Annotated in this window: 23 protein-coding genes and 2 tRNA genes; 8 read left to right on the forward strand and 17 right to left on the reverse strand. The window is 62.2% G+C overall.

Going from position 1 to position 25762, the window contains the following annotated elements:
* Window positions 1–3: 3 nt before the first annotated feature.
* Together QRN54_RS23000 and QRN54_RS23005 are read right to left on the reverse strand one after the other, a co-directional pair.
* The gene (locus QRN54_RS23000) at window positions 4–1434 is read right to left on the reverse strand and encodes an amidase (protein ID WP_285183121.1); all 1431 of its coding nucleotides are present in this window, start codon (window positions 1432–1434) and stop codon (window positions 4–6) included.
* 111 nt (window positions 1435–1545) lie between these two features.
* Window positions 1546–1618, reverse strand: a tRNA-Lys gene (locus QRN54_RS23005).
* Between the two features lie 368 nt (window positions 1619–1986).
* Here QRN54_RS23005 and QRN54_RS23010 point away from each other — a divergent pair.
* The gene (locus QRN54_RS23010) at window positions 1987–3156 is read left to right on the forward strand and encodes a L,D-transpeptidase (protein ID WP_125052658.1); all 1170 of its coding nucleotides are present in this window, start codon (window positions 1987–1989) and stop codon (window positions 3154–3156) included.
* Between the two features lie 134 nt (window positions 3157–3290).
* Here QRN54_RS23010 and QRN54_RS23015 read toward each other — a convergent pair whose 3' ends face one another.
* On the reverse strand, window positions 3291–4253 hold the full coding sequence (locus QRN54_RS23015; protein ID WP_058038876.1) for an oxidoreductase: 963 nt from the start codon (window positions 4251–4253) through the stop codon (window positions 3291–3293).
* A 55-nt stretch (window positions 4254–4308) separates the two neighbouring features.
* Between QRN54_RS23015 and QRN54_RS23020 the strand changes: the two genes are divergently transcribed.
* Window positions 4309–4719 carry a MerR family transcriptional regulator gene (locus tag QRN54_RS23020; protein WP_099698696.1) on the forward strand — a complete coding sequence of 137 codons (411 nt, stop codon included), beginning with the start codon at window positions 4309–4311 and terminating at the stop codon, window positions 4717–4719.
* A 292-nt stretch (window positions 4720–5011) separates the two neighbouring features.
* Here QRN54_RS23020 and QRN54_RS23025 read toward each other — a convergent pair.
* Window positions 5012–5084, reverse strand: a tRNA-His gene (locus QRN54_RS23025).
* 84 nt (window positions 5085–5168) lie between these two features.
* Window positions 5169–5768, reverse strand: coding sequence for an oligoribonuclease (gene orn, locus QRN54_RS23030; RefSeq protein WP_024487359.1), 600 nt, complete (start codon window positions 5766–5768; stop codon window positions 5169–5171).
* Between the two features lie 120 nt (window positions 5769–5888).
* Here orn and QRN54_RS23035 point away from each other — a divergent pair, with 120 nt between their 5' ends.
* Window positions 5889–7628: a helicase HerA-like domain-containing protein gene (locus QRN54_RS23035; RefSeq protein WP_285183122.1), complete on the forward strand. Its 1740-nt coding sequence runs from the start codon at window positions 5889–5891 to the stop codon at window positions 7626–7628.
* 19 nt (window positions 7629–7647) lie between these two features.
* Here the strand turns inward: QRN54_RS23035 and lysA are convergent, their stop codons facing one another.
* The 5 genes from lysA to QRN54_RS23060 form a co-directional block, all read right to left on the reverse strand.
* Complete coding sequence (gene lysA / locus QRN54_RS23040; protein WP_047270266.1) at window positions 7648–8991, reverse strand: diaminopimelate decarboxylase; 1344 nt, start codon at window positions 8989–8991, stop codon at window positions 7648–7650.
* Between the two features lie 135 nt (window positions 8992–9126).
* Window positions 9127–9564, reverse strand: coding sequence for a hypothetical protein (locus tag QRN54_RS23045; RefSeq protein ID WP_007733324.1), 438 nt, complete (start codon window positions 9562–9564; stop codon window positions 9127–9129).
* A 172-nt stretch (window positions 9565–9736) separates the two neighbouring features.
* Entirely contained in the window at window positions 9737–10540 is an 804-nt protein-coding gene (gene cmrA / locus QRN54_RS23050; protein WP_007733327.1) for a mycolate reductase, read from the reverse strand.
* Between the two features lie 19 nt (window positions 10541–10559).
* The gene (locus QRN54_RS23055; protein ID WP_007733329.1) at window positions 10560–12590 is read right to left on the reverse strand and encodes an NADPH-dependent 2,4-dienoyl-CoA reductase; all 2031 of its coding nucleotides are present in this window, start codon (window positions 12588–12590) and stop codon (window positions 10560–10562) included.
* Window positions 12587–13201, reverse strand: coding sequence for a PadR family transcriptional regulator (locus QRN54_RS23060; protein WP_042923881.1), 615 nt, complete (start codon window positions 13199–13201; stop codon window positions 12587–12589). The genes QRN54_RS23055 and QRN54_RS23060 overlap by 4 nt, the downstream gene beginning before the upstream one ends.
* A 128-nt stretch (window positions 13202–13329) precedes the next feature.
* Between QRN54_RS23060 and QRN54_RS23065 the strand changes: the two genes are divergently transcribed.
* Window positions 13330–14691, forward strand: a complete 1362-nt coding sequence (locus QRN54_RS23065; RefSeq protein WP_099698702.1) for an MFS transporter — start codon at window positions 13330–13332, stop codon at window positions 14689–14691.
* Here QRN54_RS23065 and QRN54_RS23070 read toward each other — a convergent pair.
* The 3 genes from QRN54_RS23070 to QRN54_RS23080 all read right to left on the reverse strand — a co-directional run bounded on the left by QRN54_RS23070 (window position 14681) and on the right by QRN54_RS23080 (window position 17148).
* Window positions 14681–15502 (reverse strand): acyl-CoA thioesterase, encoded by an 822-nt coding sequence (locus QRN54_RS23070; protein ID WP_007733332.1) that lies wholly within the window; start codon window positions 15500–15502, stop codon window positions 14681–14683. The two genes, QRN54_RS23065 and QRN54_RS23070, sit on opposite strands and share 11 nt — an antisense overlap.
* Window positions 15503–15577: 75 nt before the next feature.
* Window positions 15578–16417, reverse strand: a complete 840-nt coding sequence (locus QRN54_RS23075; RefSeq protein ID WP_003945355.1) for an alpha/beta fold hydrolase — start codon at window positions 16415–16417, stop codon at window positions 15578–15580.
* A gap of 35 nt (window positions 16418–16452) precedes the next feature.
* On the reverse strand, window positions 16453–17148 hold the full coding sequence (locus QRN54_RS23080; protein ID WP_003945327.1) for a TetR family transcriptional regulator: 696 nt from the start codon (window positions 17146–17148) through the stop codon (window positions 16453–16455).
* Between the two features lie 168 nt (window positions 17149–17316).
* Here QRN54_RS23080 and QRN54_RS23085 point away from each other — a divergent pair, with 168 nt between their 5' ends.
* The 3 genes from QRN54_RS23085 to QRN54_RS23095 are packed head-to-tail and all read left to right on the forward strand — an operon-like array spanning window position 17317 to window position 19917.
* Complete coding sequence (locus QRN54_RS23085) at window positions 17317–18450, forward strand: ferredoxin reductase (protein ID WP_042923877.1); 1134 nt, start codon at window positions 17317–17319, stop codon at window positions 18448–18450.
* 35 nt (window positions 18451–18485) lie between these two features.
* Window positions 18486–19658 (forward strand): fatty acid desaturase family protein, encoded by a 1173-nt coding sequence (locus QRN54_RS23090; RefSeq protein ID WP_064689260.1) that lies wholly within the window; start codon window positions 18486–18488, stop codon window positions 19656–19658.
* Window positions 19659–19671: 13 nt separating this feature from the next.
* Complete coding sequence (locus QRN54_RS23095) at window positions 19672–19917, forward strand: hypothetical protein (protein ID WP_003945295.1); 246 nt, start codon at window positions 19672–19674, stop codon at window positions 19915–19917.
* Between the two features lie 154 nt (window positions 19918–20071).
* On the opposite strand, the gene QRN54_RS23100 is transcribed toward QRN54_RS23095, so the two are convergent.
* The 4 genes from QRN54_RS23100 to gdhA all read right to left on the reverse strand — a co-directional run bounded on the left by QRN54_RS23100 (window position 20072) and on the right by gdhA (window position 24079).
* Window positions 20072–20239: a hypothetical protein gene (locus tag QRN54_RS23100; RefSeq protein ID WP_003945367.1), complete on the reverse strand. Its 168-nt coding sequence runs from the start codon at window positions 20237–20239 to the stop codon at window positions 20072–20074.
* A gap of 243 nt (window positions 20240–20482) precedes the next feature.
* The gene (locus tag QRN54_RS23105; RefSeq protein ID WP_003945326.1) at window positions 20483–20626 is read right to left on the reverse strand and encodes a hypothetical protein; all 144 of its coding nucleotides are present in this window, start codon (window positions 20624–20626) and stop codon (window positions 20483–20485) included.
* A gap of 363 nt (window positions 20627–20989) precedes the next feature.
* Entirely contained in the window at window positions 20990–22249 is a 1260-nt protein-coding gene (locus QRN54_RS23110) for a PucR family transcriptional regulator (RefSeq protein WP_003945374.1), read from the reverse strand.
* Window positions 22250–22735: 486 nt separating this feature from the next.
* Window positions 22736–24079, reverse strand: coding sequence for an NADP-specific glutamate dehydrogenase (gene gdhA, locus QRN54_RS23115; protein ID WP_003945368.1), 1344 nt, complete (start codon window positions 24077–24079; stop codon window positions 22736–22738).
* Window positions 24080–24349: 270 nt separating this feature from the next.
* On the opposite strand from gdhA, the gene QRN54_RS23120 reads away from it, so the two are divergent.
* Window positions 24350–25684 (forward strand): glycoside hydrolase family 183 protein, encoded by a 1335-nt coding sequence (locus QRN54_RS23120; RefSeq protein ID WP_285183124.1) that lies wholly within the window; start codon window positions 24350–24352, stop codon window positions 25682–25684.
* Window positions 25685–25762 lie beyond the last annotated feature (78 nt).

Genomic DNA, 25762 nt, shown 5'->3' on the forward strand with positions numbered 1-25762 from the left:
AATTCACGAGTGTGGAGGGTGCGAATCCGGCCAGCGGACGGTGCTTTCCAACTGCTGTGCGACGGCGAGAATGGTCGGTTCACCACCGCTGCGCCCGACCAGTTGGACGCTCAGGGGGAGTCCGCGTTCGGAGAACCCGGCGGGCACAGCGGCCGCCGGGTTGCCGCAGACATTCCAGATCGAACAGTAGGCGGCGATCGGCAACGCCTTGCGGACTGCTGACAGAAGGCCGGTTCCTTCGAGTTGTCCGATCGGGCGTGGCAGCGCGGGCGTGGTCGGCATCAGGACCAGGTCGAAGGTGTCGAAGACCTGGTTGACCGTCGCTGCGATTCGCTCGCCTTTGCGGTAAGCGAATTTCCCGACGCGCGCGGGAGCGGCTATCCGGCCGATCGACGCGAGTGCTCGTGTGCGCTTCTCGAGTAACGCTGGATGATCGACGCGCAGTGCTTCGTCGCGGACGCCGCCGAGCACCTGGGGGAGAAATGCTGCAGTTGCGTCCGGGTACTCGGGATCGTGCTCTTCGACGTGATGTCCCAACGCGCTCAACATCTCTGCGATCGAATGCACCGCGGCAACGACCTCCGGGGACGGGCGGACGCCCCGGACCGGACTCCGGGTGGACACTGCAATGCGAAGCGGCCCGGGCGCCGACGCGGCTGACTCGGCAAAGCTGGTGCGGAGCGTTTCGGCTGTGTAGTCGTCGGTCCCGGTGGTACCGGTTATCACGTCGTACACGAGCGCGCTGTCCTCGACGGAACGAGTGAGAGGGCCTAGCGTGCCGAGTCCGCGCCAGAGGTTGCGGTTCGGCGCGGTGCTCACCCGACCGCGCTGCGGTTTGAGTCCGAACAACCCGCAGAACGCCGAAGGCAGTCGGATGGAACCGCCGCCGTCGCCGCCGATTGCCGCTGCGACCATGCCCGACGCGACGGCCGACGCAGATCCTCCGCTCGATCCGCCCGTGGATACGCCGGTGTCCCAAGGGTTTCTGGTGTAGCCGTTTGCAGCAGTCTCCGTGAAGGGCCAGATGCCGAACTCGGGCATCGTCGTCTTGCCGACGATCACCGCGCCGGCTTCGCGCAACCGCCGGACGACCTCTGAATCGGCCGATGCGATGCGAGTTGCTGCCGCACCGCCGTACGTCGTCGGCGTTCCGGCGACGTCGTTCTCGTCTTTGATCGCGATCGGGACTCCGTGCAGTGGGCCCAGGCTGTGGCCGTCGGCCTGGCGCTGATCGAGACGTGTCGCTTCGTCGAGCGCTTCGTCTGCGAGAACCCGCACAAAAGCATTGAGCGTCGAATCGAGGCGTTCGATACGGCGAAGTGTGTTCTCGGTGAGCTCGCGGGCCGATAATTCTCCGGACCGGATCAGAGCGGCCTGACCCGCAACCCCGGCAAATGCCAGCTCGCTGCCCGGTGTGGTTTCGCGCTCGGTCATCAATCCTCCAGGCCGTGGTTCCGATAACTGTGAAGTCTATTCACCACAACCTGTCCACCACGACACAAAGAAAAATCCCCACCTTCCGAAGAAGGTGGGGACCTTTGCAAGTGCGCCCACAGGGACTCGAACCCCGGACCCAGTGATTAAGAGTCACTTGCTCTACCAACTGAGCTATAGGCGCTCGCTCTTGCGAGACAGAACATTAGCCGAATCGCCGGTTCGGGAGCAAATCGCCAGGTGGAGGCGTCACCGCTGTAGTCCGATCGGAGGAAATCCGCTGAAAGCGGTAACAAAACGGACGGTTCGGAGCGATTGATACTTGAACGTTACTGACGGCGTGGGCTTTCATGACCGTTGGTAACGAGCGCGCCTGGCATCATTGGTGCAGCGCAGTCATACCGCAAGTCCCACTTGCCTTCCGGTAGGTGGGATTCGCATGTGACGCGGAAGTTAGTCGGAGAAATTGTGAAGCGGAGTCGAACGATGAGTCGTCAAAGGTGGGGTCTGTCCGTGCGCGGGGGGAACGGTCGAGCGTCGAAGGGCGCGGCGATGATCGCGGCGTCTCTCGGTGCTCTCGTTCTGATGACCGCGTGTACGTCGGGCGGCAAGGACGTCAGTACCGAAGGGTCGGCGCCGATCGATTCCAATCCGCTCACCGAACTCATCAAGCCGAAGCTCACCTCGACCGCTGCCGACGGCGCTGTCGGCTTCTCGCCGGGCGACCCGGTCAAGATCAACGTCGCTGACGGCGCTCTGTCCGACGTGACGATGGTCAATCAGGACGGCAAGGCAGTTGCCGGCGCGATTGCTGCCGACGGTGCGTCGTGGACCACCACCGAGCCACTCGGCTACAACCGCAAGTACAAAATCGAGGCCCGCGCATTCGGATTGGGTGGCGCCAGTACGACGGTCACGTCCTTCACCACCAGCGCGCCCGGCAACGTCACCAAGCCGTATGTCTTGCCCAACGAGGGTGACGTGGTCGGCATCGGTCAGCCCATCGCGGTGCAGTTCGACGAGAACATCCCCGATCGCAAGGCTGCCGAAGCTGCGATCACCGTCACCACGACTCCGGCCGTCGAAGGTGCGTTCTACTGGGTCAACAATCGTGAGGTCCGTTGGCGTCCGGAGAACTACTGGGCACCGGGCACCAAGGTCGACGTGAGCGTCAACGTGTACGGGCGCAATCTCGGCAAGGGAGTCTTCGGGCAGGAAGACGCGAAGAGTTCCTTCACCATCGGTGATGCCGTCATCGCCACGGCGGACGACAACACCAAGCAGGTCACTTTCCAGGTCAACGGTGAGACTGTCATGACCATGCCCACCTCCATGGGCAAGGACAGCACTCCTACCGACAACGGCGTCTACATCATCGGTGACCGCTTCGCGAACATGATCATGGACTCGTCCACGTACGGCGTCCCGGTCACCTCGGCGCAGGGTTACAAGACCCCCGTCGACTGGGCGACCCGAATGTCCTACAGCGGTATCTTCTTCCACTCGGCGCCGTGGTCGGTCGGGCAGCAGGGCTACTCCAACACCAGTCACGGCTGCCTCAACCTGAGCCCGTCCAACGCCAAGTGGGTCTACGACAACACCAAGCGTGGGGACATCGTCGTCGTCAAGAACACCGTCGGCGGCACTCTCTCCGGCACCGACGGCCTCGGTGACTGGAACATCCCCTGGAGCGTCTGGAAGACCGGCAACGCGGACGTCTGAGTGCGTCCCTGAAGCCTTGAACGGCAGAATGCCCCCGACCGTCCGGTTGGGGGCATTTCTGCATCTGCACACCTTTTGTGAGCGAAAGTGCCTCTCGGTCTATCTGAGGCGACGGGAGGTACGTTCGCTCGGTGTCAGCGTCGACCGAACGCGTCCACTCCGGTCATCTCAGCGGACAGTGCCCACAATCTGCGTGCGTCGGCGGGATCGGTAGCCCAAGGTTTCACTCCGCCGACGCTCATGTCATCAGTCTGCGCGACGTCCGCGATGTTGCAGTCCTGGAGATACGCGCCGGAGTGATCGGCGAGTATCGGTGCCGTCGCTGCCCACACCGTTGTAGCGGCGCCCTGGGAGGGAGTCTTGAACCCCGGCACGGCGTCGCCATTCGGCGTCGTCCATCCGAGATCGTGTTTCTCCGATGCAGAGAAGTGACGTTGAAGGGGAGTGAGGATGCTCCCGGGATGGACGGAGAACGCACTGATACCGCGTGAAGCACCGGAGCTCGCCAGCTGTACAGCGAATAGAGCATTGGCAGTCTTGGCTTGACCGTACGCAAGCCAGCGGTCGTAACCGTTGCGGAAATGTATGTCATTCCAACGCACTCCCGACAGAAAATGTCCCGCCGACGAGACCGCTACGACGCGAGAGCCGTTTGCGGGCATGGCTGGCACAAGCAGGTTCACCAGTACAAAGTGCCCGAGGTGATTGATCGCGAATTGTGATTCCCAGCCGGAGCCGACACGGAGTTCCGGGCAGGCCATGACCCCCGCATTGCAGATGATGATGTCCGGAGTGATCCGGGATTCGAGAATTTCTCGCGCACACGATCTGACACTGCTCGGGTCCGACAGGTCGCACGCTCGCACTTCGATACCCGGAAGGTCGGCCACCGCGCTCCGTGCCTGTTCTGGTCGGCGGGCAAGAACTACAACTCGCGCCCCGACCGAAGAAAGTGACTGCGAAACCTCATATCCCAGTCCGGAGTACCCGCCAGTGACCAAAACCGTAGTGCCCGTTAAATCTTGTCCGGCAAGTACGTCGTCGGCAGTGGAGACTCGGGAGAATCCGGTGTTGATTTTGCGCTGGATGGAATTCATGACTGCGACCGTAAAATCTGGAGTGCACTCCAGGTCAAGGAAAGGTCGCCAGGCAATGCGCGAACTGTCAATCGGTGACGTCGCTGTCCAGACCGGAATCAGTATCGATTCCCTTCGATACTTCGAACGTGAGGAATTGCTCGTTCACGAGGTGGCGCGCTCGGCAGGTGGGCGTCGGGTCTACTCCGAAAGCGATGTCTCTTGGTTGAAGCTGTGCAATCGCTTCCGAGACTCGGGTATGCCGATCGCCACGATCCGCGAATTCGCCGCTCTCGTCAGGTCAGGGCCGGGAAACGAGAAAGAGCGGCTTTCACTTTTACAGTCGCATGAGGAGTTGATTCGATCCAGGATCGCTGCGATGCAGGAAAACCTGAACGTCATCCACGACAAGGTTTCGGCGTACGAGCGACATGTTCGCGAGGGGACCGTCGTAGGTGTCTGGGAGCCGCAACCGTCGCCCGAGTGATCGACGGCTGGGCCATTTGCGGCGAATTCCAGCTACCCCGATGCGAGCGAAAGTGGCTTTCGGTCTTTCTGAGGCGACCAGAGGTACGTTCGCTCGGCTCGGGCACGGGTTGCTCGGGAGCGCGCGATTTGTCGCGGTCGCCACCCCACCCACTTCGGGTGAACGTATCGCTGCCCCCGTCAGAGAAGGGGAGCGATACGTTCACCCGGCGGTGGAAGGGGAGATTGGGGCTGGCGCACAAACCAAAAGAACCCCCGAAAATGTCTTTCGACATCTTCGGGGGTTCCGCTTGGGTGAGCGACGGGACTCGAACCCGCGACAGCCAGGATCACAACCTGGTGCTCTACCAACTGAACTACGCCCACCATTGCCTCGGCCACCGGTTTGACCCGGCTGCTTTGACGAAAGAGATACTAGCGCGAAAGTCGGTCAGGAAGCCAATCGGCAGGTCAGGCGGGACCCAAGCCCTCTACGACGGCTGCAATCTCCGCGCTCGACGGTCCGGGCGCCGCGACGAATGCAGTGCCGCGGTAGTACTTGAGTTCGCGGATGGATTCCTTGATGTCGGCGAGTGCCCGGTGGGCGAGACCTTTTTCGGGCTGGCCGAAGTAGATTCGCGGGTACCAGCGGCGGGAGAGTTCTTTGATGGAGCTGACGTCGATCATCCGGTAGTGCAGGTATGTGTCCAGTGCCGTCATGTCCCGTGAGATGAATCCGCGGTCGGTGGCGATTGAATTGCCTGCCAAGGGAGCCGTACCGGCGACGGGAACGTGCTTGCGGATGTACGCGAGCACCTCTTTCTCCGCCTCGGCGAGGGTGACCGTCGACTTACGAACCTCTTCGGTCAGTCCCGACTTTGCGTGCATCTTCTTCACGACGTCGGGCATTGCAGCCAACGCGTCGTCGTCGGCGTGGATGACGATGTCCACACCTTCGCCCAAGATGTTCAAGTCGCTGTCGGTCACCAGAGCCGCAATCTCGATGAGTTTGTCCGACTCGAGTCGCAGCCCGGTCATTTCACAATCGATCCATACCAATTTGTCCTGCACCAGGAACACAGTAGTGCGCGCGGGCGCGGGATAAGGTCTGCGGTGGAAACTCGACGTGTGTAAGACGGCGTTCGGGTGATGACAAGAACTTCGCCGCATTGCAACGAGGAGGGCTTTTCGATGACCGTGGATCCGAAGGACGGAGCAGCGCCGCTGACGCCGGCGGAGAAGGCGAAAGCTGCCAAGGCTGCCGCTGCCGAAGCCGCTCGGATTGCAGCTGAAGCCGCTGCAGCAGCTGAGGAAGCCGAGAAGGAAGCGGCTGCCGCTGAGGCCGAAGCATCGGCCGGAGCCACCCCCGCTGCTCAGGTGCCCTCGGGTGCTGCCGCTGAAATCGCGGCGGGCTATTCATCCGAGGGGCGGGCACTCGAGCTCGGCTCGGTGGTTATCGACGGTGTGGCAGATCCCACCGCACGGGTGCGGATTCCGTTGGCGACGATCAACCGTCACGGTCTGATCGCCGGTGCGACGGGTACCGGCAAGACCAAGACGTTGCAGGGCATCGCCGAGCAGCTGTCCGCCGCGGGTGTGCCGGTTGTGATGGCCGACGTCAAGGGCGATCTCTCGGGTCTGTCGAAGGCGGGGGATCCGAGCGAGAAGATGAAGTCTCGCGCAGTCGAGACGGGCGACGATTCGTGGACTCCCGCTGGGATGCCAGTCGAGTTCTTGTCGTTGGGAACGGACGGAATCGGTATCCCGGTGCGCGCGACCATCACCAGTTTCGGGCCGATCCTGCTCAGTAAAGTGTTGGGCCTCAACGAGACCCAGGAGTCGACTCTAGGGCTGATCTTCCACTGGGCCGACACTCAGGGCCTGGCCCTGCTGGACCTCAAGGATCTGCGTTCGGTCATCGCGCACCTGACGAGCGCTGAGGGCAAGGCCGATCTGAAGGGTATCGGCGGAGTTTCCTCGGCGACGGCGGGAGTGATTCTGCGCGCGTTGGTCAACCTCGAAGCAGATGGTGGTGACACCTTCTTCGGTGAACCGGAACTCGAAACCGAGGATCTGCTGCGTGTCGTCGGCGGTGCCGGTGTGATCACGCTGTTCGAACTCGGTGCCCAGGCGGCGCGCCCGGCAATGTTCTCCACCTTCCTGATGTGGGTGCTCGCGGACCTGTTCCAGACGCTGCCCGAAGAGGGAGATCTGGACAAGCCGAAGCTCGTGTTCATCTTCGACGAGGCGCACCTTCTGTTCGCGGACGCGTCGAAGGCCTTCCTTCAGCAGGTGGAACAGACGGTCAAGCTCATTCGTTCCAAGGGCGTCGGTGTGTTCTTCTGCACGCAACTTCCGACCGACATTCCGAATTCGGTGCTGTCACAGTTGGGTGCGCGGGTTCAGCACGCCCTGCGTGCCTTCACGCCCGACGATCAGAAAGCCCTCAACAAGACCGTCCGCACGTACCCGAAAACCGAGCACTACGACCTGGAAAAGGCACTGACTTCACTCAGCATCGGTGAAGCCATCGTGACCGTACTCTCGGAAAAGGGTGCGCCGACGCCGGTGGCCTGGACCAAGATTCGTCCTCCGAGGTCGCTGATGGACACCATCGGCAACGACGCGATCAAGGCGGCCGCGTCGTCGAGTCCGCTGAATCAGAAGTACGGCCAGACCATCGACCGCGAGTCGGCGTACGAGAAGCTGACGGCCAAGGTGGCCGGTGCTCCGACAGCGGATCAGTCTCTGGATCTTCCGTCGCTGCCCGATCTGCCGCCACCGCCGCCGGCCGAGCCGGAGGGCCCCAACATCGCCGAGCAGATCTTGGGCAACTCGGCTGTCAAGAGTTTCCTGCGCTCGGCGGCTTCGGCTGCGGGACGCGAGATTTCGCGAAACATCTTCGGCACCGGTAGTCGCCGCAGGCGCTGAGGCTCAGGCGCCCGTGAGGTCAGATGCCGACCTCGCGGGCCAGCAGGTCGTTGATCGATTCGCGCCTGATCAACGGCCGCGCAATCCCGCCCAGCACGGCGACGACCGGCGGCCGGCCGACGCTGTTGTAGGTGGAGGCCATGCTGTGGTGGTATGCGCCCGTACACGGCACTGCCAACAGGTCACCTTCATGTAGGTCGGCGGGAAGCCTTGCTCCGACGGCAATTTCGTCGCCCGATTCGCAGTGTCGCCCGGCGACGGTTACTTCCTGGAGCGGTGCGCGCGAATGCCGGTTCACCAGTTCGACGTCGTAGTGGCTGTCGTACAACGACACCCGAGGGTTGTCGCTCATCCCGCCGTCGACGGAGACGAAGGTTCGTCCCCCGCTGATCGACTTGATGTTCTGTACGCGATAGAGCGTGACTCCGGCCCGCGCAGCGATCGCTCGGCCAGGCTCGAGCACGATTTCGGGGCGAGGGAAGCGGTTTCGGGTGCACGCGTCGTCGAGAGTTTCGTCGATGACGTGAGCGAGGCGGGTCAGATCCAATTGGGCATCTCCCGGCACGTAGGCGATCCCATGGCCACCGCCGAGATCGAGTTCGGTGAGGATGATTCGATGCGTGCGTCGTATGTCGTCCATCTGTGCGATCATCGTCTCGATCGCGGGGCGGAAGAGTTCGGGATCGGTGATCTGGGAGCCGAGATGGCAATGCAGGCCGATGAGCTGCAGGTGCGTCGCGTTGGCGACGACGGATACCGTATGTTCCAGTTCTTCGGAAAACGCTGGTAGGCCGAACTTTTGGTCCACGATGCCCGTGGACACTGCCTTGTGTCCGTGTATGTCGATGCCGGGTGTGACTCTGACCAACACCTTCTGTCGGTGGGTGCACACCGACGCGAGCCGTACCGCTTCGCTGGGGGAGTCGAGGACGATCCGGCCGACACCCGCGTTGACCGCCGCCCTCAGTTCGGAAACCGATTTGGCATTGCCGTGCAGGATGATTCGGTTGGGGTCCACGCCCGCGGCAAGCGCGACGGCGAGTTCACCGGCGGAACAGACATCCACCCCGAGTCCCTCGTCGGAGACCCAGGTAGCCATCGCTCGAATCATCAGTGCCTTGCCGGCGTACACGATCTCCGAGTCGGGGAAGATCTCTCGATACGTGCGGCAGCGGTGCCGCACGTCCGCCTCGTCGACGACGTACGTCGGTGTGCCGTACTGGTCCGCGATCTCTTCGAGGGAGACGTCGCCGATGCAGACACGCCCGCTGTGGTCGTGGCGAGTACTGATGGGCCACAACGCAGGATCCATACGCGGTGTCATTGCGCCGCGTAGGGAGGGGAAGATTTCGAGTAGCGTCACGTCGATCTCCTGAAGGTGACCCGCCGTGTTGCGGGCTACCTTCAGATCTACTCCCGAAGATCACCGGTGGGGCGGATCTTGACGCTTACTTGACGCGCCGCCGAACGAGGTTGACGCGGCCCTGACGTCCTCGACTTACTGTGCTCGCCGGCGCTTCCATCCGAACCAACCGAGCACCGCGAGCAATGCCACCGCGGCGCCTCCGCCGATGACCGTCGATCGGTCGGCGGACACACCAACGGACGGAGTTCCGCCGGCACTCGGGGCGTAACCGGCGCCGTACACGGACTCGACCGCCGCTTGGATGTCGAACCCGGTTTCGGTAGCCGGCCCGCAGCGGTGCCCCTCGTGCTCGGCGTCGACGTCGTACGGCGCAGAAACGAACATCAGCTGCTCGGTGCCGAGCACGTAGCTTGTGCCACAACCGTTCCCGTTCGCGAGTGTCCCCACCGACGTCACCGATGCCAGATCGCCTTTGTAGACCCGGCTGACGTCGAACAGGTAGGTGTCCTCGAATCCGTCCGAAGTTTTCTCCGTCGGAGTTCCGAGGAAAACGGTGCTGGAGACGCTCACGGCTTCTTCCGGGGTAGCCGATGATGCGCACGAACATGCATTCGCTGCCGTGGGCAGCAGTAAGGGCAACCCTCCGGTCAAAAGAAGGATTGCCCCGACTGCCAGTGTTCTTCGCATCGCCATTAACCGACTATATGGTCTGCTATGGCCTGCTCTGAGAAGTTTGAGTGAATCAGCCGCCGAGCTTCTTGTAGAACGTGCCCACGATCGGCGCAACGACGGCACGCGGGCTGTAACCGCCCGCGACGGACATCGCCTTGCTCAAGATGCCCGGTACGACGCGCATCTTGTTCTCGGCCAGGCCGTCGAGCGAGACCTTGGCGGTGTACTCGCTCGAGATCCAGAAGAAGTCCGGGACGAGCTTGTCGACGATCGATGCTTCGGCCGGGTCCGGGGTTTCGGTGCGAACGGGGCCTGGCGCGAGCAGGGTGACGTTCACTCCGGTGCCCTTGAGTTCACCTCGCAACGATTCCGCGAAGGTGTTCACGAACGCCTTGGTGGCTGCGTACGTCGCGTTGTTGGGGATCGGCATGTTGCCGGCCGCGGACCCGACCATCAGGATGGCTCCGGACTTGCGCGCGAGCATGCCGGGCAGCACGGCCAGCGTGAGATCGTGCACTGCAACGGCGTTGAGCTCGACCTGGTCGCGCTCGTAGGCCGGGTCCAGCTCGGCGATCGGCCCGAAGGTGGCGATACCGGCGTTGTTGCACAGGATGCTGATGTCGCGGCCACCGAGTTCCTCGACCAGAACGGCACGCGCCGCGCTGTCGGAGAGGTCCGATGCACGGACCTCCACCTCGACGCCGTGCGCGGCGCGAAGCTTCTCGGCGAGGGCCTCCATGACCTCGCCACGACGGGCAACGAGGATCAGGGAGTGTCCGCGTGATGCCAGATCAGCGGCCAGTGCCTCTCCGATGCCGGAGGAGGCGCCGGTCACTACGGCGCGGGCTGTGGTTGTGGGTGTCGGCAGGCTCACGATCAGTCAGCGTAGCCGGTCAGATCTTCGCGGCCAGTCGTGTGCCCTGTTCGATGGCACGCTTGGCGTCGAGTTCGCCAGCGACATCCGCGCCGCCGATGATGTGGGTCACCACACCCGCGACGGTCAGTTCGTCCACGAGATCGCGAACCGACTCCTGCCCGGCGCAGATGACGATGGTGTCGACCTCGAGAAGTCGGGGCTTCTCGTGCTTCTCACCGAAGGTGATATGCAGGCCGGCGTCGTCGATGCGCTCGTAGTTGACGCCCGAGAGCTCGTGGACGCCCTTGTTCTTGAGGGCCGCCCGGTGGACCCAGCCGGTGGTCTTCGCGAGGCCGGCGCCGATGCGTCCTGGCTTGCGTTGGAGGAGGTAGACCTCCCGCTCGGAGAGCTCTGGTACCGGAGTGGTGAGAGCGCCCGGGGCCATTTCGGGTTCGGTGACGCCCCATTCCTGCTTCCACTCCTTGAGATGAAGAGTGGGGGAAGTGGGGTGCGTGAGGAATTCGCTCACGTCGACGCCGATGCCGCCGGCACCGATGACGGCGACGGACTTGCCGACGGGCTTGCCCTCTCGGACGACCTCGGCGTAGGTCAGCACCTTCGGGTTCTCGATGCCGGGGATCTTGGGAACCCGCGGCGTCACGCCGGTGGCAACCACCACTTCGTCGAAGGATCCGATGAGATCTGCTGGTGCGACGCGGGTTTCGAGCTTGACTGTCACTCCGGCCACGTCCAGCATGCGGGTGTAGTAGCGAATGGTTTCGGCGAACTCTTCCTTACCCGGAATGAGCTGTGCGATCCCGAACTGTCCGCCGATCTTGTCCGAGGCCTCGAACAACGTGACCGAATGACCACGCTGAGCAAGATTGAGTGCTGCGGAAAGTCCGGCAGGACCGGCGCCGACGACGGCGAGATTCTTGGTCCGCCGAGTGGGGGAGAGGATCAGCGTGGTCTCACGGCCCGCGCGCGGATTGAGCAGGCAGGAGACCTGCTTGTGAACGAAGGCGTGGTCGAGGCAGGCTTGGTTGCAGGCGATGCACGTGTTGATCTCGTCGGACGCTCCGCGCTCGGCCTTGTTCACCCAGTCGGGATCGGCGAGCATCGGCCTGGCCATCGAAATCAACTGCGCGTCACCGCGGTTGAGGATCTCTTCGGCAGTCTCGGGCATGTTGATCCGATTCGAGGCGGCTACCGGAATGTCGACGTGCTTCTCGAGCTTGCTCGTGATGTCCACGAAGGCTGCTCGGGGAACCGAGGTGACGATGGTGGGCACCCGTGACTCGTGCCATCCGATGTCGGTGTTGATGATCGTGGCGCCGGCAGCTTCGACTTCCTTTGCCAACGAGACGATTTCATCCCAGGTCTGACCGCCCTCGACCAGGTCTGCCATCGACAGCCGGAACACGATGATGAAGTTCGGGCCGACGGCCTTGCGTGTGCGTCGCACGATTTCGACTGCCATGCGTCGACGGTTCTCGGAACTGCCGCCCCACTGGTCGGTGCGCTTGTTCGTGCGCTCGCAGAGGAACTGGTTGATGAAGTAGCCCTCACCGCCCATGATTTCGACGCCGTCGTAACCCGCGGACTTGGCCAGACGCGCGCAGCGAACGTAGTTCCGGATCTGCCAACGCACCCCACGGCCGGTCAGCTTGCGCGGACGGAACGGATTGATGGGCGCCTTGATCGACGACGCGGAGACACTGAACGGCTGGTAGCTGTAGCGGCCGGCGTGCAGGATCTGCATGGCGATCTTTCCACCCGCGTCGTGAACCGCCTTGGTGATCCGGCGGTGACGGCGCGCTTCGATGCGGTTGGTCAGCTTGGCGCCGAAGGGCAAGAGCCAACCGGTGCGGTTGGGCGCGTAGCCGCCGGTGATGATCAAGCCGACTCCGCCACGGGCACGTTCGGCGAAGTACTCGGCCAAGCGGTCGGTGTCCTTCGCGCGATCTTCGAGGCCGGTGTGGATCGATCCCATGACGACGCGGTTCTTCAGCGTCGTGAATCCGAGGTCGAGCGGTTCGAGCAGGCGGGGGAACTGTGTATCCGTCATGACTGAAGATGTCCTTCCGTGGCGTACTCGCCAGTGTCTTCGGTGGCGTACTCGCCGGTGTCTTCGGTGGCGTACTCGCCAGTGGGCAATGCGTCCAGAACTTCCTGGCACCAGTCGGTGAATCCTTCCTCGACGCGGATGCCGCCGCGAAGTACGAGGTACTGGTGCAGTGAAGAGCCGGAAAGCGCTGCTGGATTGGGGAAGTCACGCTTTTCGATGAGTCGGTAGACGTCGAGGCGGGCGGCGTGGCCGTCGCGGTGGCGAGCGACTTCGCGTCGTAGAGCGGGGAGATCGGCGTGCGCAGCGGCCCTGATCTTGATGGCCAACTCGTTGCGCAGGTGGTTCGGTTCGGACGGCTCTGCGATCCATCGGGTCAGTTCGGCGCGGCCGGCATCGCTGACGCGGTACATCTTCTTGTCCGGTCGGCCGTCCTGCGCGATGGCCTCCACCTCCACCCAGCCTGCCTCGTCCATTCGCTTGAGGACTCGGTAGATCTGCTGGTGCGTCGCGCTGTGGAAGAAGCCGATCGACTTGTCGAACCGGCGTGTGAGGTCGTATCCCGACGCATCCTGTTCGGAAAGGGAGACGAGCAACGCATGTTCGAGTGCCATGGAAAAAGTATCTATGCACTCAGGTGCGTATGCAACTAAGTGCGTACTAACTCGGGTGCATAGAGCGTCTTGTATGTCGACTTCGGAGAGAGGCGCCGAGTCGCCCGCGCGCAGTTAGGCTTCGCCGTATGAGCGCCGAGTCCACGAGCACGCAGGCAGAGCCACCCGCAGGCATCGGCGGTGCGGCCACGAAGAGTCAAGTGTTCGCATGGGGGCTGTGGGATTGGGGATCGGCCGCATTCAACGCAGTGATCCTCACGTTCGTCTTCTCGGTTTATCTCACCGACGCGGTCGGCGACGACCTTCCCGGCACGATTTCGGCAACTACGTGGCTCAGCTGGGCACTCGGAATCGCCGGCTTCTTCATCGCGATTCTCGCTCCGATCACCGGACAACGTTTCGATGCGTCGGGTAAACGTAAACTCTCGCTCGCGATACTGACCGGCATCACCGTGCTCTCGATGGCGGGCCTCTACTTCGTCGAAGACAACTACCGCTATCTGTGGCTCGGATTGGTTCTGCTCGCAATCGGTTCGGTGATCTTCGAACTGGCCGGCGTTCCCTACAACGCCATGATGCGGCAGGTGTCGACACCGGAGAATCTGGGTAGAGTCTCCGGCTTCGGCTGGGCCATGGGATATTTCGGCGGAATCGTGCTGCTGTTGCTGTGCTACTTCGGGTTCATCGTCGGCGACGGCGACACTCGGGGATTCCTCGGATTTACCACCGACGGCGGCATGAACATCCGGATGGTGGCACTGCTGGCTGCAGTGTGGTTCGCGGTCTTCGCGATTCCGGTGTTCTTCAAGGTTCCCGAGTTGCCCAGCCCCGCGGTCGATCCGGGAGCGTCCAAGGCCGGGTTCCTCGACTCCTATCGGGTGTTGTGGCGCGATCTGCGCGAACTCTGGAACGTCGACAGGCGCACGATCTGGTACCTGATCGCGAGCGCGCTCTTTCGTGACGGTCTCGCGGGCGTGTTCACCTTCGGAGCCGTGCTGGCTGTCAACGTCTACGGAATCAGTGCGGCCGACGTGCTGTTGTTCGGTGTTGCGGCCAACGTGATTTCCGCAATCGGTGCATTGGTGGCCGGACGTTTCGACGATCGGATCGGACCGAAACAGGTCATCACCGTCTCGCTGGCGTCGATGATCGTGGTCGGCGCGATCCTGATCGCGGTGTCAGGGCCGGTGATGTTCTGGATCTTCGGTCTCGCGCTCTGCCTCTTCGTCGGGCCCGCTCAGTCTTCGGCACGAACCTTCCTGGCGCGCATCACCCCGCCTGGTCGTGAAGGTCAGATGTTCGGCCTGTATGCGACCACAGGCCGAGCAGTGTCGTTTTTGGCACCGACACTGTTCGGCCTGTTCGCATGGCTCTTCGGTGCAGACCGTGCCGGCATCATCGGACTGCTGGTGGTTCTCGGCGTCGGCCTTGCCGCATTGTCGATGGTGAAGGCGCCGGAAGGGGACAGTGCGCTTCCCGTCAATCCTTGAAGTAGACCAACTGGTGTGTCGTAGCGAGCAATGCGCCGTCACTGCCCCAAATTTCGGCCGACTGATCGAAGTACCCGTTGCCGAACCGTTGGGTCCGCGCGGTTCCCAGCACGGAATTGTCTGCCTGTTCGGTCAGCGTCTGAGCGTCGGCGTGGAAGTAGATGGTCATCGAGACCGTCCCAGCCGGAGCCATCTTGCCTCGGCGCAAGAAAACTCGTGGGAAGAAGACATCGCACAGTGCGGTCAGCGACGTGAAGTCGAGAGCGCGTGCCGGTTGATCGCGCACCCAGAGCGTCGTTGTCGAGTCGGGATGCTCGCCCGACTCCAGGTCGGGGATCGCACCCTCGACAAAGCGCATCTCGTAGTTCTGTGCCCAGGCGATGAACTCGGGGAACGGCAGCAGCGTAACGTCTTCGGCCGACGGAACTTCCGGCATTGTGATCTCGGTAGACGACCAGGTTTCACGCCTGGTACCGAACACTGCCGTCGCGGTAGTGGCGACGGTTCCGTCCTGAGACAGTTCGATGGACCAGTGCTGCGTCGAGCGGTTGGTGCGCACCGGCCGGGCGGAGATCTCGAAGGCGCCCTCGGTGATCGGACCGGCAAAGTTGACGGTCAACGACAGCGGATCGCCGAGGCGTTCGGGGTGCTTCAGTACGGATTCGAGCAACGTGGCAGCGGTGACGCCGCCGAATGGCCCGACCATGTTGTTGTACGCCGGATTGGTCTCGCCGGTCGACAAGCCGGCGGTGAGTGGCGTCAATCCGACAGCAGCGTCGAAAGGATGGGGTGGTGCAACGGTCTCGGTCATCGCAGAACTCCTGGTGATGGAATCAATTCGGCTCTATGTATGACAACATACATAGAGTCGAATTCGTCGCGGCGATCAGGATCCTGCACGTGCGAGGATCGCCTCGGCCAACTCTTCGGCTCGCTCTTCCGGAATCCAGTGACTTCCGCCGTCGAGCACGACGAACTCGTAGGGGGCGTCCACGAATTCACCACAGCGTTCTGCGCCTGCGCGGCCGAGCGCTGTGTCGCCGGTGCTCCAGACATACGTGGTCGGCACGGTGGTGCGATCGATGTCGCCGAAGTCGCGGGTCATCGCGCGGTACCAGTTCAAGGCGCCGGTCAGCGCGCCCTCCCCGCTCAGGACACGAATGTGCTCGTCGGCGAATTCAGGATCGATCTGGCCGTCGAACATGGCGCGCAGCCGGCGAAAGTTGTCCTCCGACAACACTTCCTCGGCTTTGCCCTCCTGTCGGAGAAGTCCGATGTACGACGAGCGTTGTTTTTGGTCCTCGTCCTCGCGGAGTGCCCAGCCGAAGGCGGTGGGGTGGGGGACCGAGATCGCGGTCAGACTGCGGATCCGGTTCGGATGGCGACCGGCGACCTGCCAGGCGACCGCCGAACCCCAGTCGTGGCCGACCAGATGCGCGTCGGACAGGCCGAGTGCGTCGAGCAATCCGACGACGTCGGCTACCAGGTGCTCGATCTTGTAGGCATCCACCCCTTCGGGGCGTGCGCCGGCGGAGTAACCGCGCTGATTCGGTGCGATTACGCGGTAGCCCGCTGCGGTGAGCAGTGGTGTGACCTTGCCCCAGGATGCGGCGCTCTCCGGGAAGCCATGCAGCGCTACCAGCGGAATGCCGTCGTCCGGGCCCGAGATCAGTACGTCGAAGGTGAGGTCGCCAACGGGGATTTCGTATGTACTCGTGGAAGACATGACTCTCACCGTACGTCGAAAAGGTGAACCCGAGGTCAGTTTCGAGGTGGATTCCAGGTGGCCATTCCGAGCATGATGACTCGCAGTTGCTTCTCGGCTCGTGTGATGACGGCGGCTTCGTCGCGATACCCGGCGGTCCCGGCGTCCAGCAGTTCGACGACAGCACTGAACATCGTCGAGACGATCAGGTCGGCAGCCATTTCCAGATCGTCCGACGACCAGCTTTCCAGTCCGGCAATTCTGGAGAGGTCGATGGTCAGTTCGCTGACGAACAACCGCATTTCAGTGGCTATCGCACGTCGTACCTCACTGACGCCGCTGTAGCGTTCGCGGCAGAGGAACCGAAACTGTCGCTCGTGTGTATGCACTTGTCGCACAAGGATGCCCAGTGACGTAGCGGCGTCCTTGGTGCTGGGATTACGCCTTGCGTCGCGCAGCATCTGGCGCAACATGCGCATGCTCTCTTCGACGAGGACGACACCGACGTCCTCCAGTGAAGCGAAGTGGCGGTAGAACGCCGTCGGAACGATCCCGGCTTCCCTGGCTACCTCTCGCAAGCTGATTCCGGCGAAGCCCCGATCGGCCGAGAGGTCCATGGCAGTGTCCAGGAGCGCTTGGCGTGTGCGTTCCTTCTTGGCGGCACGACTTTCCGGCTCCCTGTTGTCGGGTTCCCTGCGCTCTGGGTTCACCGGTCCGGCCTTCGTCACGACGTCGAGTGTAGGTACAGGCATTCCGGCTCCTTTCGGCAACTCGTGTAACTCGGATCACATTCTTGTTGACATGTACTTGTGTGCACCTGTCACACTATCTTCGGTGAACATTTGTACACTGAATTCACGCAGTCGGGGGAAGCTAGCCCAGCAATCGATACACCCGGCAATCGAAGTACGAGGAGGGTCATGACAATCGCATCTGCTCCTGAGAACACGACACCGAAGTCCGCACCTCGGCGCGGACTGTCCTTGGTGGGACTGATCGAAGCCATGGCTGCTCCACATCAGATCGATCGGTACCTCGAGTTGGTCAACCCGATGGCGACCGTTCGTGACATCCGCGCGCAGGTTGTCGCCGTCGACCATCCGACGGCTGACTCAGTCACTCTCACGCTGCGCCCGACTCGCCAGTGGCGCGGTTTTCAGGCGGGCCAGTTCGTGCAGTTGGGCGTGGTGATCGACGGTGTTCGTCACACTCGCTGCTACTCGCCGGCCGGGGGTGCGTCTACGCGCAGTGGGCTGATCGAGCTCACCGTGAAAGCGCATCCGGGTGGCCTGGTGTCGCAGTATCTGTACGCCAACGCGGCACCCGGACTCGTTGTCAGCCTCTCGCAGGCAGACGGGGTGTTCTCCCTTCCCGTCGACCGCCCGCGTCGGGTGTTGTTGATCAGTGGCGGAAGTGGAATCACCCCGGTCATGTCGATGCTTCGGACGCTGGTGGAGGAGGATCACTCGGGCGAGATCGTGTTCGTGCATTACGCGAACACCGATGCCGACGTGGCATACACGCGCGCGCTGAAGACCATCGCCGAGCAGAACCCGAACGTGAAACTGGTACTCGTGTACACCGAAAGCGGTGGAGGTGACCTCGAAGGTTTCTTCGATCGCGGGCACCTCGACGCCGTGGCTCCGTGGATCGCCGATCCGGACACGATCGACGCCCAGGCTTATCTTTGCGGACCTCCCGGTCTGATGCGGGGAGTGCGTGAGGTGTTCCGTGAGGTCGACGTCGAGCACTTGCTCAACACCGAGGAGTTCGCGCCGGCGGTGGCCGAGCCGGGGGAGGCCGGCGGCGAGGTGTCGTTCACCAAAAGTGGGGTGGCGGCCGAGAACTCCGGCGAAACACTTCTCGAACAAGCAGAAGCTGCGGGCCTCAATCCCGAGTACGGATGCCGGATGGGAATCTGCTTCTCCTGCACCTCCGTCAAGAAGGCGGGCCGTACCCGAAACGTGCGCACCGGTGAGACAGACGACGAGCCGGACAAGAAGATCCAGCTGTGCGTCAGTGCTCCCGTCGGCGACGTCACCGTCGACATCTGAAGTCCCATTTTCCACACGACTGTCTGGAGACCGACATGTTTGGACTTTCACTTCCCACCCTCCCGTTCCTCGGCAACGGTTCCGATGCGAAGGACGACGCTCCCGTCGTCCTGACGTACGAGCAGGTCGAGGAGATCGGCCGCGAGTTGGACGCATTGCGCGATCGCACCGTCGCCTCGCTCGGGGCGGAGGATCGGGAGTACATCTACAAGATCATCAAGGCTCAGCGCGGGTTCGAGGTCGCAGGTCGCGGCTTGATGTACCTCGGCTTCCTGCCTCCGGTGTGGCTCGCGGCAGTCGGTGCATTGAGCGTGTCCAAGATCCTCGACAACATGGAGATCGGCCACAACGTCATGCACGGTCAGTACGACTGGATGCGTGAACCAGGGCTCAATTCCGAAGTCTTCGAATGGGATACGGTGTGCCCGGCCGACCAGTGGCGTCACTCGCACAACTACATGCATCACACGTACACCAATATTCTCGGCAAAGACCGTGACATCGGATACGGCATCCTGCGTATCGACGACGCGCAGAAGTGGAACCCCTATTACCTCGGTAATCCGGTCTGGGCCTTTGCCTTGATGATGCTCTTCGAGTGGGGCGTGATGATGCACGACCTCGAGATCGAGAACGTCATCCAGGGCAAACGCAAGTGGCACGACGTCAAGCCGCTTCTGAAGGGCTGGTGGAACAAGGCGGGCAAGCAGGTCCTCAAGGACTACGTCATCTTCCCGGTTCTCACGGGGCCGCTGTTCGTGACCACTCTCGCGGGGAATGTCACCGCCAACCTGGTCCGGAACGTGTGGACGTACTCGATCATCTTCTGTGGCCATTTCCCCACCGGTGTCCAGAGTTTCACCGAGGACGAGACGGCCGACGAGACTCGCGGGCAGTGGTACGTGCGTCAGATGCTCGGCAGCGCCAACATCGAGGGAAGCCCGCTCTTCCACATCATGTCCGGCAACCTCTCGCACCAGATCGAGCACCACCTGTTCCCGGACCTGCCTGCGCATCGTTATCCGGAACTCGCTCCCCAGGTGAAAGAATTGTGTGGGAAGTACGGTTTGCCGTACAACACCGGTGGGTTCTTCAAGCAGATCGGTTCGGTATGGGGCAAGATCTTCAAGCTCGCTCTTCCGCCCGGTTTGGTCAAGTCGACGACCCCTCCCGGTGTTATCGTCGAGCGCCAGCGAACTGCAGCCTGAGAGGCACACACTGATGGTCGGGAAATTCGAACGCCGCAAGGACACGGTCCAGGAACTGACCGAAAGTGCAGCCAACCACGTGGGCTCGATCGCGATGATCATCGCCGGGGCCGTTCGAGACGTGACGCGCGAGATCGGCGACTGGGTGTCCGACGGAATCGAGATGCGTGAAGCAGCGAAAAAGGCTGCAGCTGACGATCGTTCGGAGTCCGTGACCATCGAGCACGACGACAGCGATCCACCTGAAGACTGGCGTTGATTCACCGCGGCGGACGGCCTGATCGCGCAACCGCGAGCCGTCTCGCCTGAACGACCACGTTGCCCTCCGTCACAGATGACGGAGGGCAACGTGGGTTTCGTGGACTGTTTCGGCGGCCGAAGACGCGGATCGAACACCGATCACAAGTGAGGTCCTAAGCAGCGCTGCCGAGGCTCGCCGAGTCGAAGCTGCCGAGCCCGGTGCTACCGAGACCGCTGCTACCGACTCCGCCCAGTGCGAGTGCATTGCTGCTGCCCGCGCTCAGTAGCTGGACGATGATGTTGATGACGATGGGGTCGCCGGTGAGCGGAATTGTAGGCACAGGGGGACCTGCTTTCTGTTTCGAGATGTGGTGAGAAGGTGAGCGGCGACGGGATCGTCGACGTGGTCAGGCGGGCTGTTTCAGCCACTTCCGGTGCTGCCGAGCGACACGATGGAGCCGTTGCCGAAGCCGAGTGCTCGGGAGAGTGAGCCGAAGTCGATGACCAGGCTGCCCAGGGTGTGCTGGTTTATCACGGTGGTTCCTGTCTGTGCCGCGACTGTGTGATGCGAGCGGGTAAGTCGATCAGGGAGCAGGCGTCGTGGGAGTTTCGCCGCCGCCGCCAATCGGAGAGTTGTCGGTGTAGAGGAAACTGCTGCCGGCGTTGAACATCTGTAGGACGGTGTTCAAAACGACGGCCAAAGCGCCTGTGGTTGGTGCGGCGATCATGTGCTTGCTCCTGGTTTCAGCGGTGGCGACGTGGTGGTCACCGTGGTCACCGCCATCACAGTGTCAGGCGGCTTGGAGCGGGCCCTGTGCGAGAAATTCTCTCGCACAGGGCCCGAGATTCGTCCTAGGAGACGCCGCCGCCATCCGTCGAGCCCGTGCCGGTGCTGCCCGCGTTGAAGAGCTGCAGGATGGTGTCGAAGAAGGCACCGAGGAGAGCGTTATCCTGGCCGTTGATCATGTGTTTCCCCTTAATTGTTACTGGTTTGCGCGGTGATTCGCACCACACTTTTATAGCCCGGTTCGGGGCGGAAAAGTGGGGTCCAGGCGCCACACGTGGACAGCTAATAGCGAGGATGTGAGTGTTCACATTTTCGCTGGACGATTGTCCACATCAGTGCTTGCGAAGGTCAGCGAGATCATGGCAGCGCGCAGTTTGAGCAGTTCAGAGGGCAGGGCCGGATCCAATCCGGTCAGGGTTGCGATGCGCTTGATTCGATTGTCGACGGTGTTGGTGTGCAGGCCGAGCGCCGACGCGGTGCGCTGACGATGCTGGCCGTTGGCGAGATGTATGGACAATGTCTGCAGCAGTTCCGGATTGCCGTCGAGTGGCTTGAGAAGATTGATCAAGCTGTCGCGGCCTGCGCCACCCCGAGTGAGTTGATACTCGAGCGCGAGGTCTTCCATTCGGTAGGACCGCGCCGGCAGTCTCAGGCGCCGCACGAGTTGCGCCAATTCGTGAGTGGTTGCTTGGGCGGCGGCGATATCTCGTACCGCTGCGTTCTCGGCGATTGCTGTGATCTCCACCCCGACCGTCGCGCGTGCACGTTGGATGACCTCGCACACTGTTCCCCAGTCGGGCGTGCCCTCGATCAGCACCAGACCACGTTGCGGTGCAGGAGCTTCGAGCAGTGCCGACCCGAAGTGTGCCGCGATTTTCGATTGAGCGACGGAGAGGTCACGGTAGGCCTGTATGCGCTGGTGGTTGCCGTTGCGTGCTCCCGGGCGGATGGGCGGCAGGTTCACCAGGAGCCGCAGGACGAGATAGCGGGGTGCGAGTTCAACGCCCATCTGCAACGCAAGCTGGGTGGGATCGTCGCCGTCCAGCATGGCCTTCACGAGGGCGCCGGCGGAGTATTCCCCGAGTTGGGAACCGGCTGGAAGAGCCGAGAGATAGCTGATCGAGATGAACGAGTGAAGCCGCTGCGCAAGTGCGAACAAGAACTCGTTGAGATCCCCGAGATTGGCGGAGTCCTCGGCGTCGGCCCGGCTGAGGATGAGGGTGCGAAAAGTGCTGATGCCCTCGTTGGTCAAGTTGAGGATCGCGCTGAGTGGCACGCCTTTCAATGCTTGTTGGACGGTCATCGTGTGAATGCCGTCCAACTCTTGGTCGGTGGGAAGTTTGCGGTGATCCAGCAGCTGGATCCCCACTTGGAGCCCCTGCACGATCACCGCAATCAGTTCCCGACGAACTGCCTCCGTTTGGAGGGAAGTCAACGTCGGGTTGGCACGGGACAGGTGATCTACGAGATCGCTTGCCAGTGGGATGACGTCGTTGACCGCTGTGGAGGCGGGCTTGCCTCCCAACATGAGCGGTCCCGGGTTGTTCAGCAGCGCTGGGGACATGGGTGGCCTCCTCTAGACAGGTGCGTCGCCTGGCACAGGCACCCGGAGGCTCGGCGCGTTACGAAGCGGGGTACACGCTGAGGCCTTGTTCGGGGGCATACTCGCCGCTGAAATTTGCGGATCGAATTGCGCCAGGCGTTGTGATTTCTACCACATGAACGATCGTCCAACTGTGAAATGGACAAATGTGAAGATAAGTCCATATGCCCCACGCGCTGCGGACCTAAACAATCGTCCACTTACGGTGTTTTTCGACGTCAGAGCGGAAAACGGATTCGGAGGACACCACGAGTTCCGTCTGGGATCATTGCCGGCGCCTACGGTGCTCGTCGCGGGCGATTTGCTCAGATCAAGCTCGAGGGCCCTGGGTCCTCGCGGACCCAGGGCCCTCGAGGCCTAGGTATTGATTCGACCAGTCCGATGTACGGGAACCGGTTCAGGGTGAAATCACCCCTTTTTGTACTGCTGTCTGTATTGCGGAAATCTCTAGATGACGCCCAGCGAAATCATGGCGTCGGCCACCTTCACGAAGCCGGCAATGTTCGCGCCGTGCACGTAGTCGCCCGGCTTTCCGTACTCGGCAGCGGTGTTGATGGTGCGCTTGTGAATGCCGCGCATGATTCCGGCGAGACGCTCGTCGGTGTACTCGAAGCTCCAGGAATCACGCGAAGCATTCTGCTGCATTTCGAGGGCGGAGGTTGCAACGCCACCGGCGTTGGCCGCCTTGCCGGGCGCGAAGGCTACGTTCGCGTCACGGAAGAGCTGGATGCCACCGGGGGTGGTGGGCATGTTCGCGCCTTCGGCAACGGCCTGAACTCCGTTGGCGATCAAGGTCTTTGCGGCATCTTCGTCGAGCTCGTTCTGAGTCGCGCAGGGGAGTGCGACGTCGCACGGCACGTCCCAGATGGAACCGTCGGCGATGAACTCGGCATGCGGAACTGCGTCGGCGTACTCGCTGATGCGGCCGCGGCGAACTTCCTTGATCTCCTTGAGGAGGTCGAGATCGATGCCCTTCTTGTCCACGATGTATCCCGAGGAATCCGAGCAGGCGATCGCGACGCCGCCGAGCTGGTGGATCTTCTGGATTGCGTAGATGGCGACATTGCCGGATCCGGAGATCACGACGTTCTTGCCTTCGAGGCCTTCACCCTTCGCCTTGAGCATTTCGGCGACGAAGTACGCGACGCCGTAGCCGGTGGCCTCGGTGCGAACCTGCGATCCGCCCCAGGTGATGCCCTTGCCGGTGAGGACGCCCGACTCGTACGTGTTGGTCAGCCGCTTGTACTGACCGAACAGGTAGCCGATCTCGCGACCGCCGACGCCGATGTCGCCGGCCGGAACGTCGGTGTATTCACCGATGTGACGCTGCAGTTCGGTCATGAAGGACTGACAGAAGCGCATGACCTCTGCGTCGGAGCGGCCCTTGGGATCGAAGTCCGAGCCACCCTTGCCGCCGCCGATGGGCAGGCCGGTGAGTGAGTTCTTGAAGATCTGCTCGAAGCCGAGGAACTTCACGATGCCCAGGTTGACGCTGGGGTGGAAGCGCAGGCCGCCCTTGTAGGGGCCGAGTGCACTGTTGTACTGCACGCGGAAGCCACGGTTGACGTGAACGTTGCCCTGGTCGTCGGTCCACGGCACGCGGAAGATGATCTGGCGTTCCGGCTCGCAGAGCCGCTCGATGAGTCCGGCGTCGGCGTAGCGGGGGTGGCGTTCGAGCACTACGTGAAGAGACTCGAAGACCTCTGCGGCGGCCTGATGGAACTCGGGCTCTCCTGCATTGCGAACCAAAACCTGATCGTAAATCTGCGCTACGCGGTCACGTACGGACACCGCTCACCTACCTCGTTGTGAGAACTCTTTTACATTTCCGTTACATACTAGGCGCCTTTATTGCTGTATCGGACAACTGTCCTGTGAAGGTGAAATCGGACACAGCTGTCACTTGTGTCAGTTGAACGGGCGATTTATAACAATTTGCTCAGCTTTCACTCTCTTAACACAGTCCAAATGGTTTGCTTCTGCGGTCGGGGATCACTGTGCCTGTGGTCCGAACGGGAGTCGAAATGATCAGAGGGGCTGCACGTGCGTAAAAAACACTCCATGTCGGCGATGTTGTCGATAGGCGTCGTCACGATTGCCGCGACGATTGCCGCAGCACCGTCTGCGTCGGCGATCGGCGGACCGTGTGGGTCGGGAGGAAGTGGTTCCGCCGGATCGATGACGGGTTCGCTCGGCTCGCTGACCGGATCACTCGGCAGTGGTTCCGCCGGTACCGGCTCCCTCGCCAACGCGCTGCCTTGGATCACCGGCGCCCCCAACGGTGCTCTGCCGGTGCTGACCGGCCGGACCAAGGCGATCGAAATGGTCACTGGCCCAGGCAGTCCCAACAACACCATCGAGCGGTTCAACGTGTCGGGTACCGACCTCGGAATCATGTGGGACAACGGTCTTTCGGGGCCGGATCACGACGTGCTGATGGCATTCGGCGACACGGTGGGCGACTGCGACACCCCGGGTGACGACTGGCGCAGCAACGTATTGTTCCGCAGCAACGACACCGCCATTGCCGACGGGATGAAGATCGACAGTTCTCCTTTGGACGGCCCCAATCATTCCAAGGAGATCATTCCGGGATTCGGCATTCCGGGTGAGTTCACCACCATCCCGACCGCTGGAATCTCTCACGGTGGTGTGCAGTACATCAGATTCATGTCCGTTCGGTCGTGGGACGAACCCGGAGCCTGGACCACCAACTACTCGGCTTTGGCTTTCTCCACGGACAACGGTGAGAACTGGGAACTCGATCCGGCGACAGTTCGCGCCAATACCGAAGGACTTGGCATTCCGGGGATTCCGGCAGTATCGCCGATCAATTCCAACTTCCAGCAGAGCGCCTTCCTCGACGGTCGGGACGGCTACATTTACGAATACGGAACTCCCTCAGGTCGTTTCGGTAAGGCGATCCTGGCGCGAGTGGCCGGCGCCGACATCAGAAATCTCGGTGCCTACGAATACTGGGACGGCTCCGGTTGGAGTCCGCGAGATACCGATGCCGTTCAGGTCATCAAGGCACGGGTCAGTGAACTCGCAGTGCAGTGGAACGACTACCTGAACAAGTTCGTTGCCATGTACACCAGTGCCGAGGGCAACCTGGTGATCCGTCAGGCCGACCAACCGCAAGGCCCGTGGAGTGGTACGCAGACCCTGTTGAGTGGAATCACGTTGCCCGCGTTGTACGGCGGATTCATGCACCCGTGGGCGAGCGGACAGTTCCTCGAATTCGTCGCCACCACGTGGGACCGTTACAACGTCATCTACATGCGGACCGATTTGAACGGACTCCAGATGGCGTCGTCGGATTCGCGCGATCGTCCTGACCCCGCGACCACCGGTGAGGCTCGCGTCCTCGAAGTCACGATGCCGGAAGACCGCTAGCCGAGCAAGATTCGACAACTATGGCCTGCAACTCGATCGAGTTGCAGGCCATAGTTCTGTGGGTAGTGATATTCGGGT

Origin of the sequence: Rhodococcus sp. MEB032 (assembly GCF_030208925.1) — a bacterium.
Taxonomy (GTDB): Bacteria; Actinomycetota; Actinomycetes; order Mycobacteriales; family Mycobacteriaceae; genus Rhodococcus_F; species Rhodococcus_F qingshengii.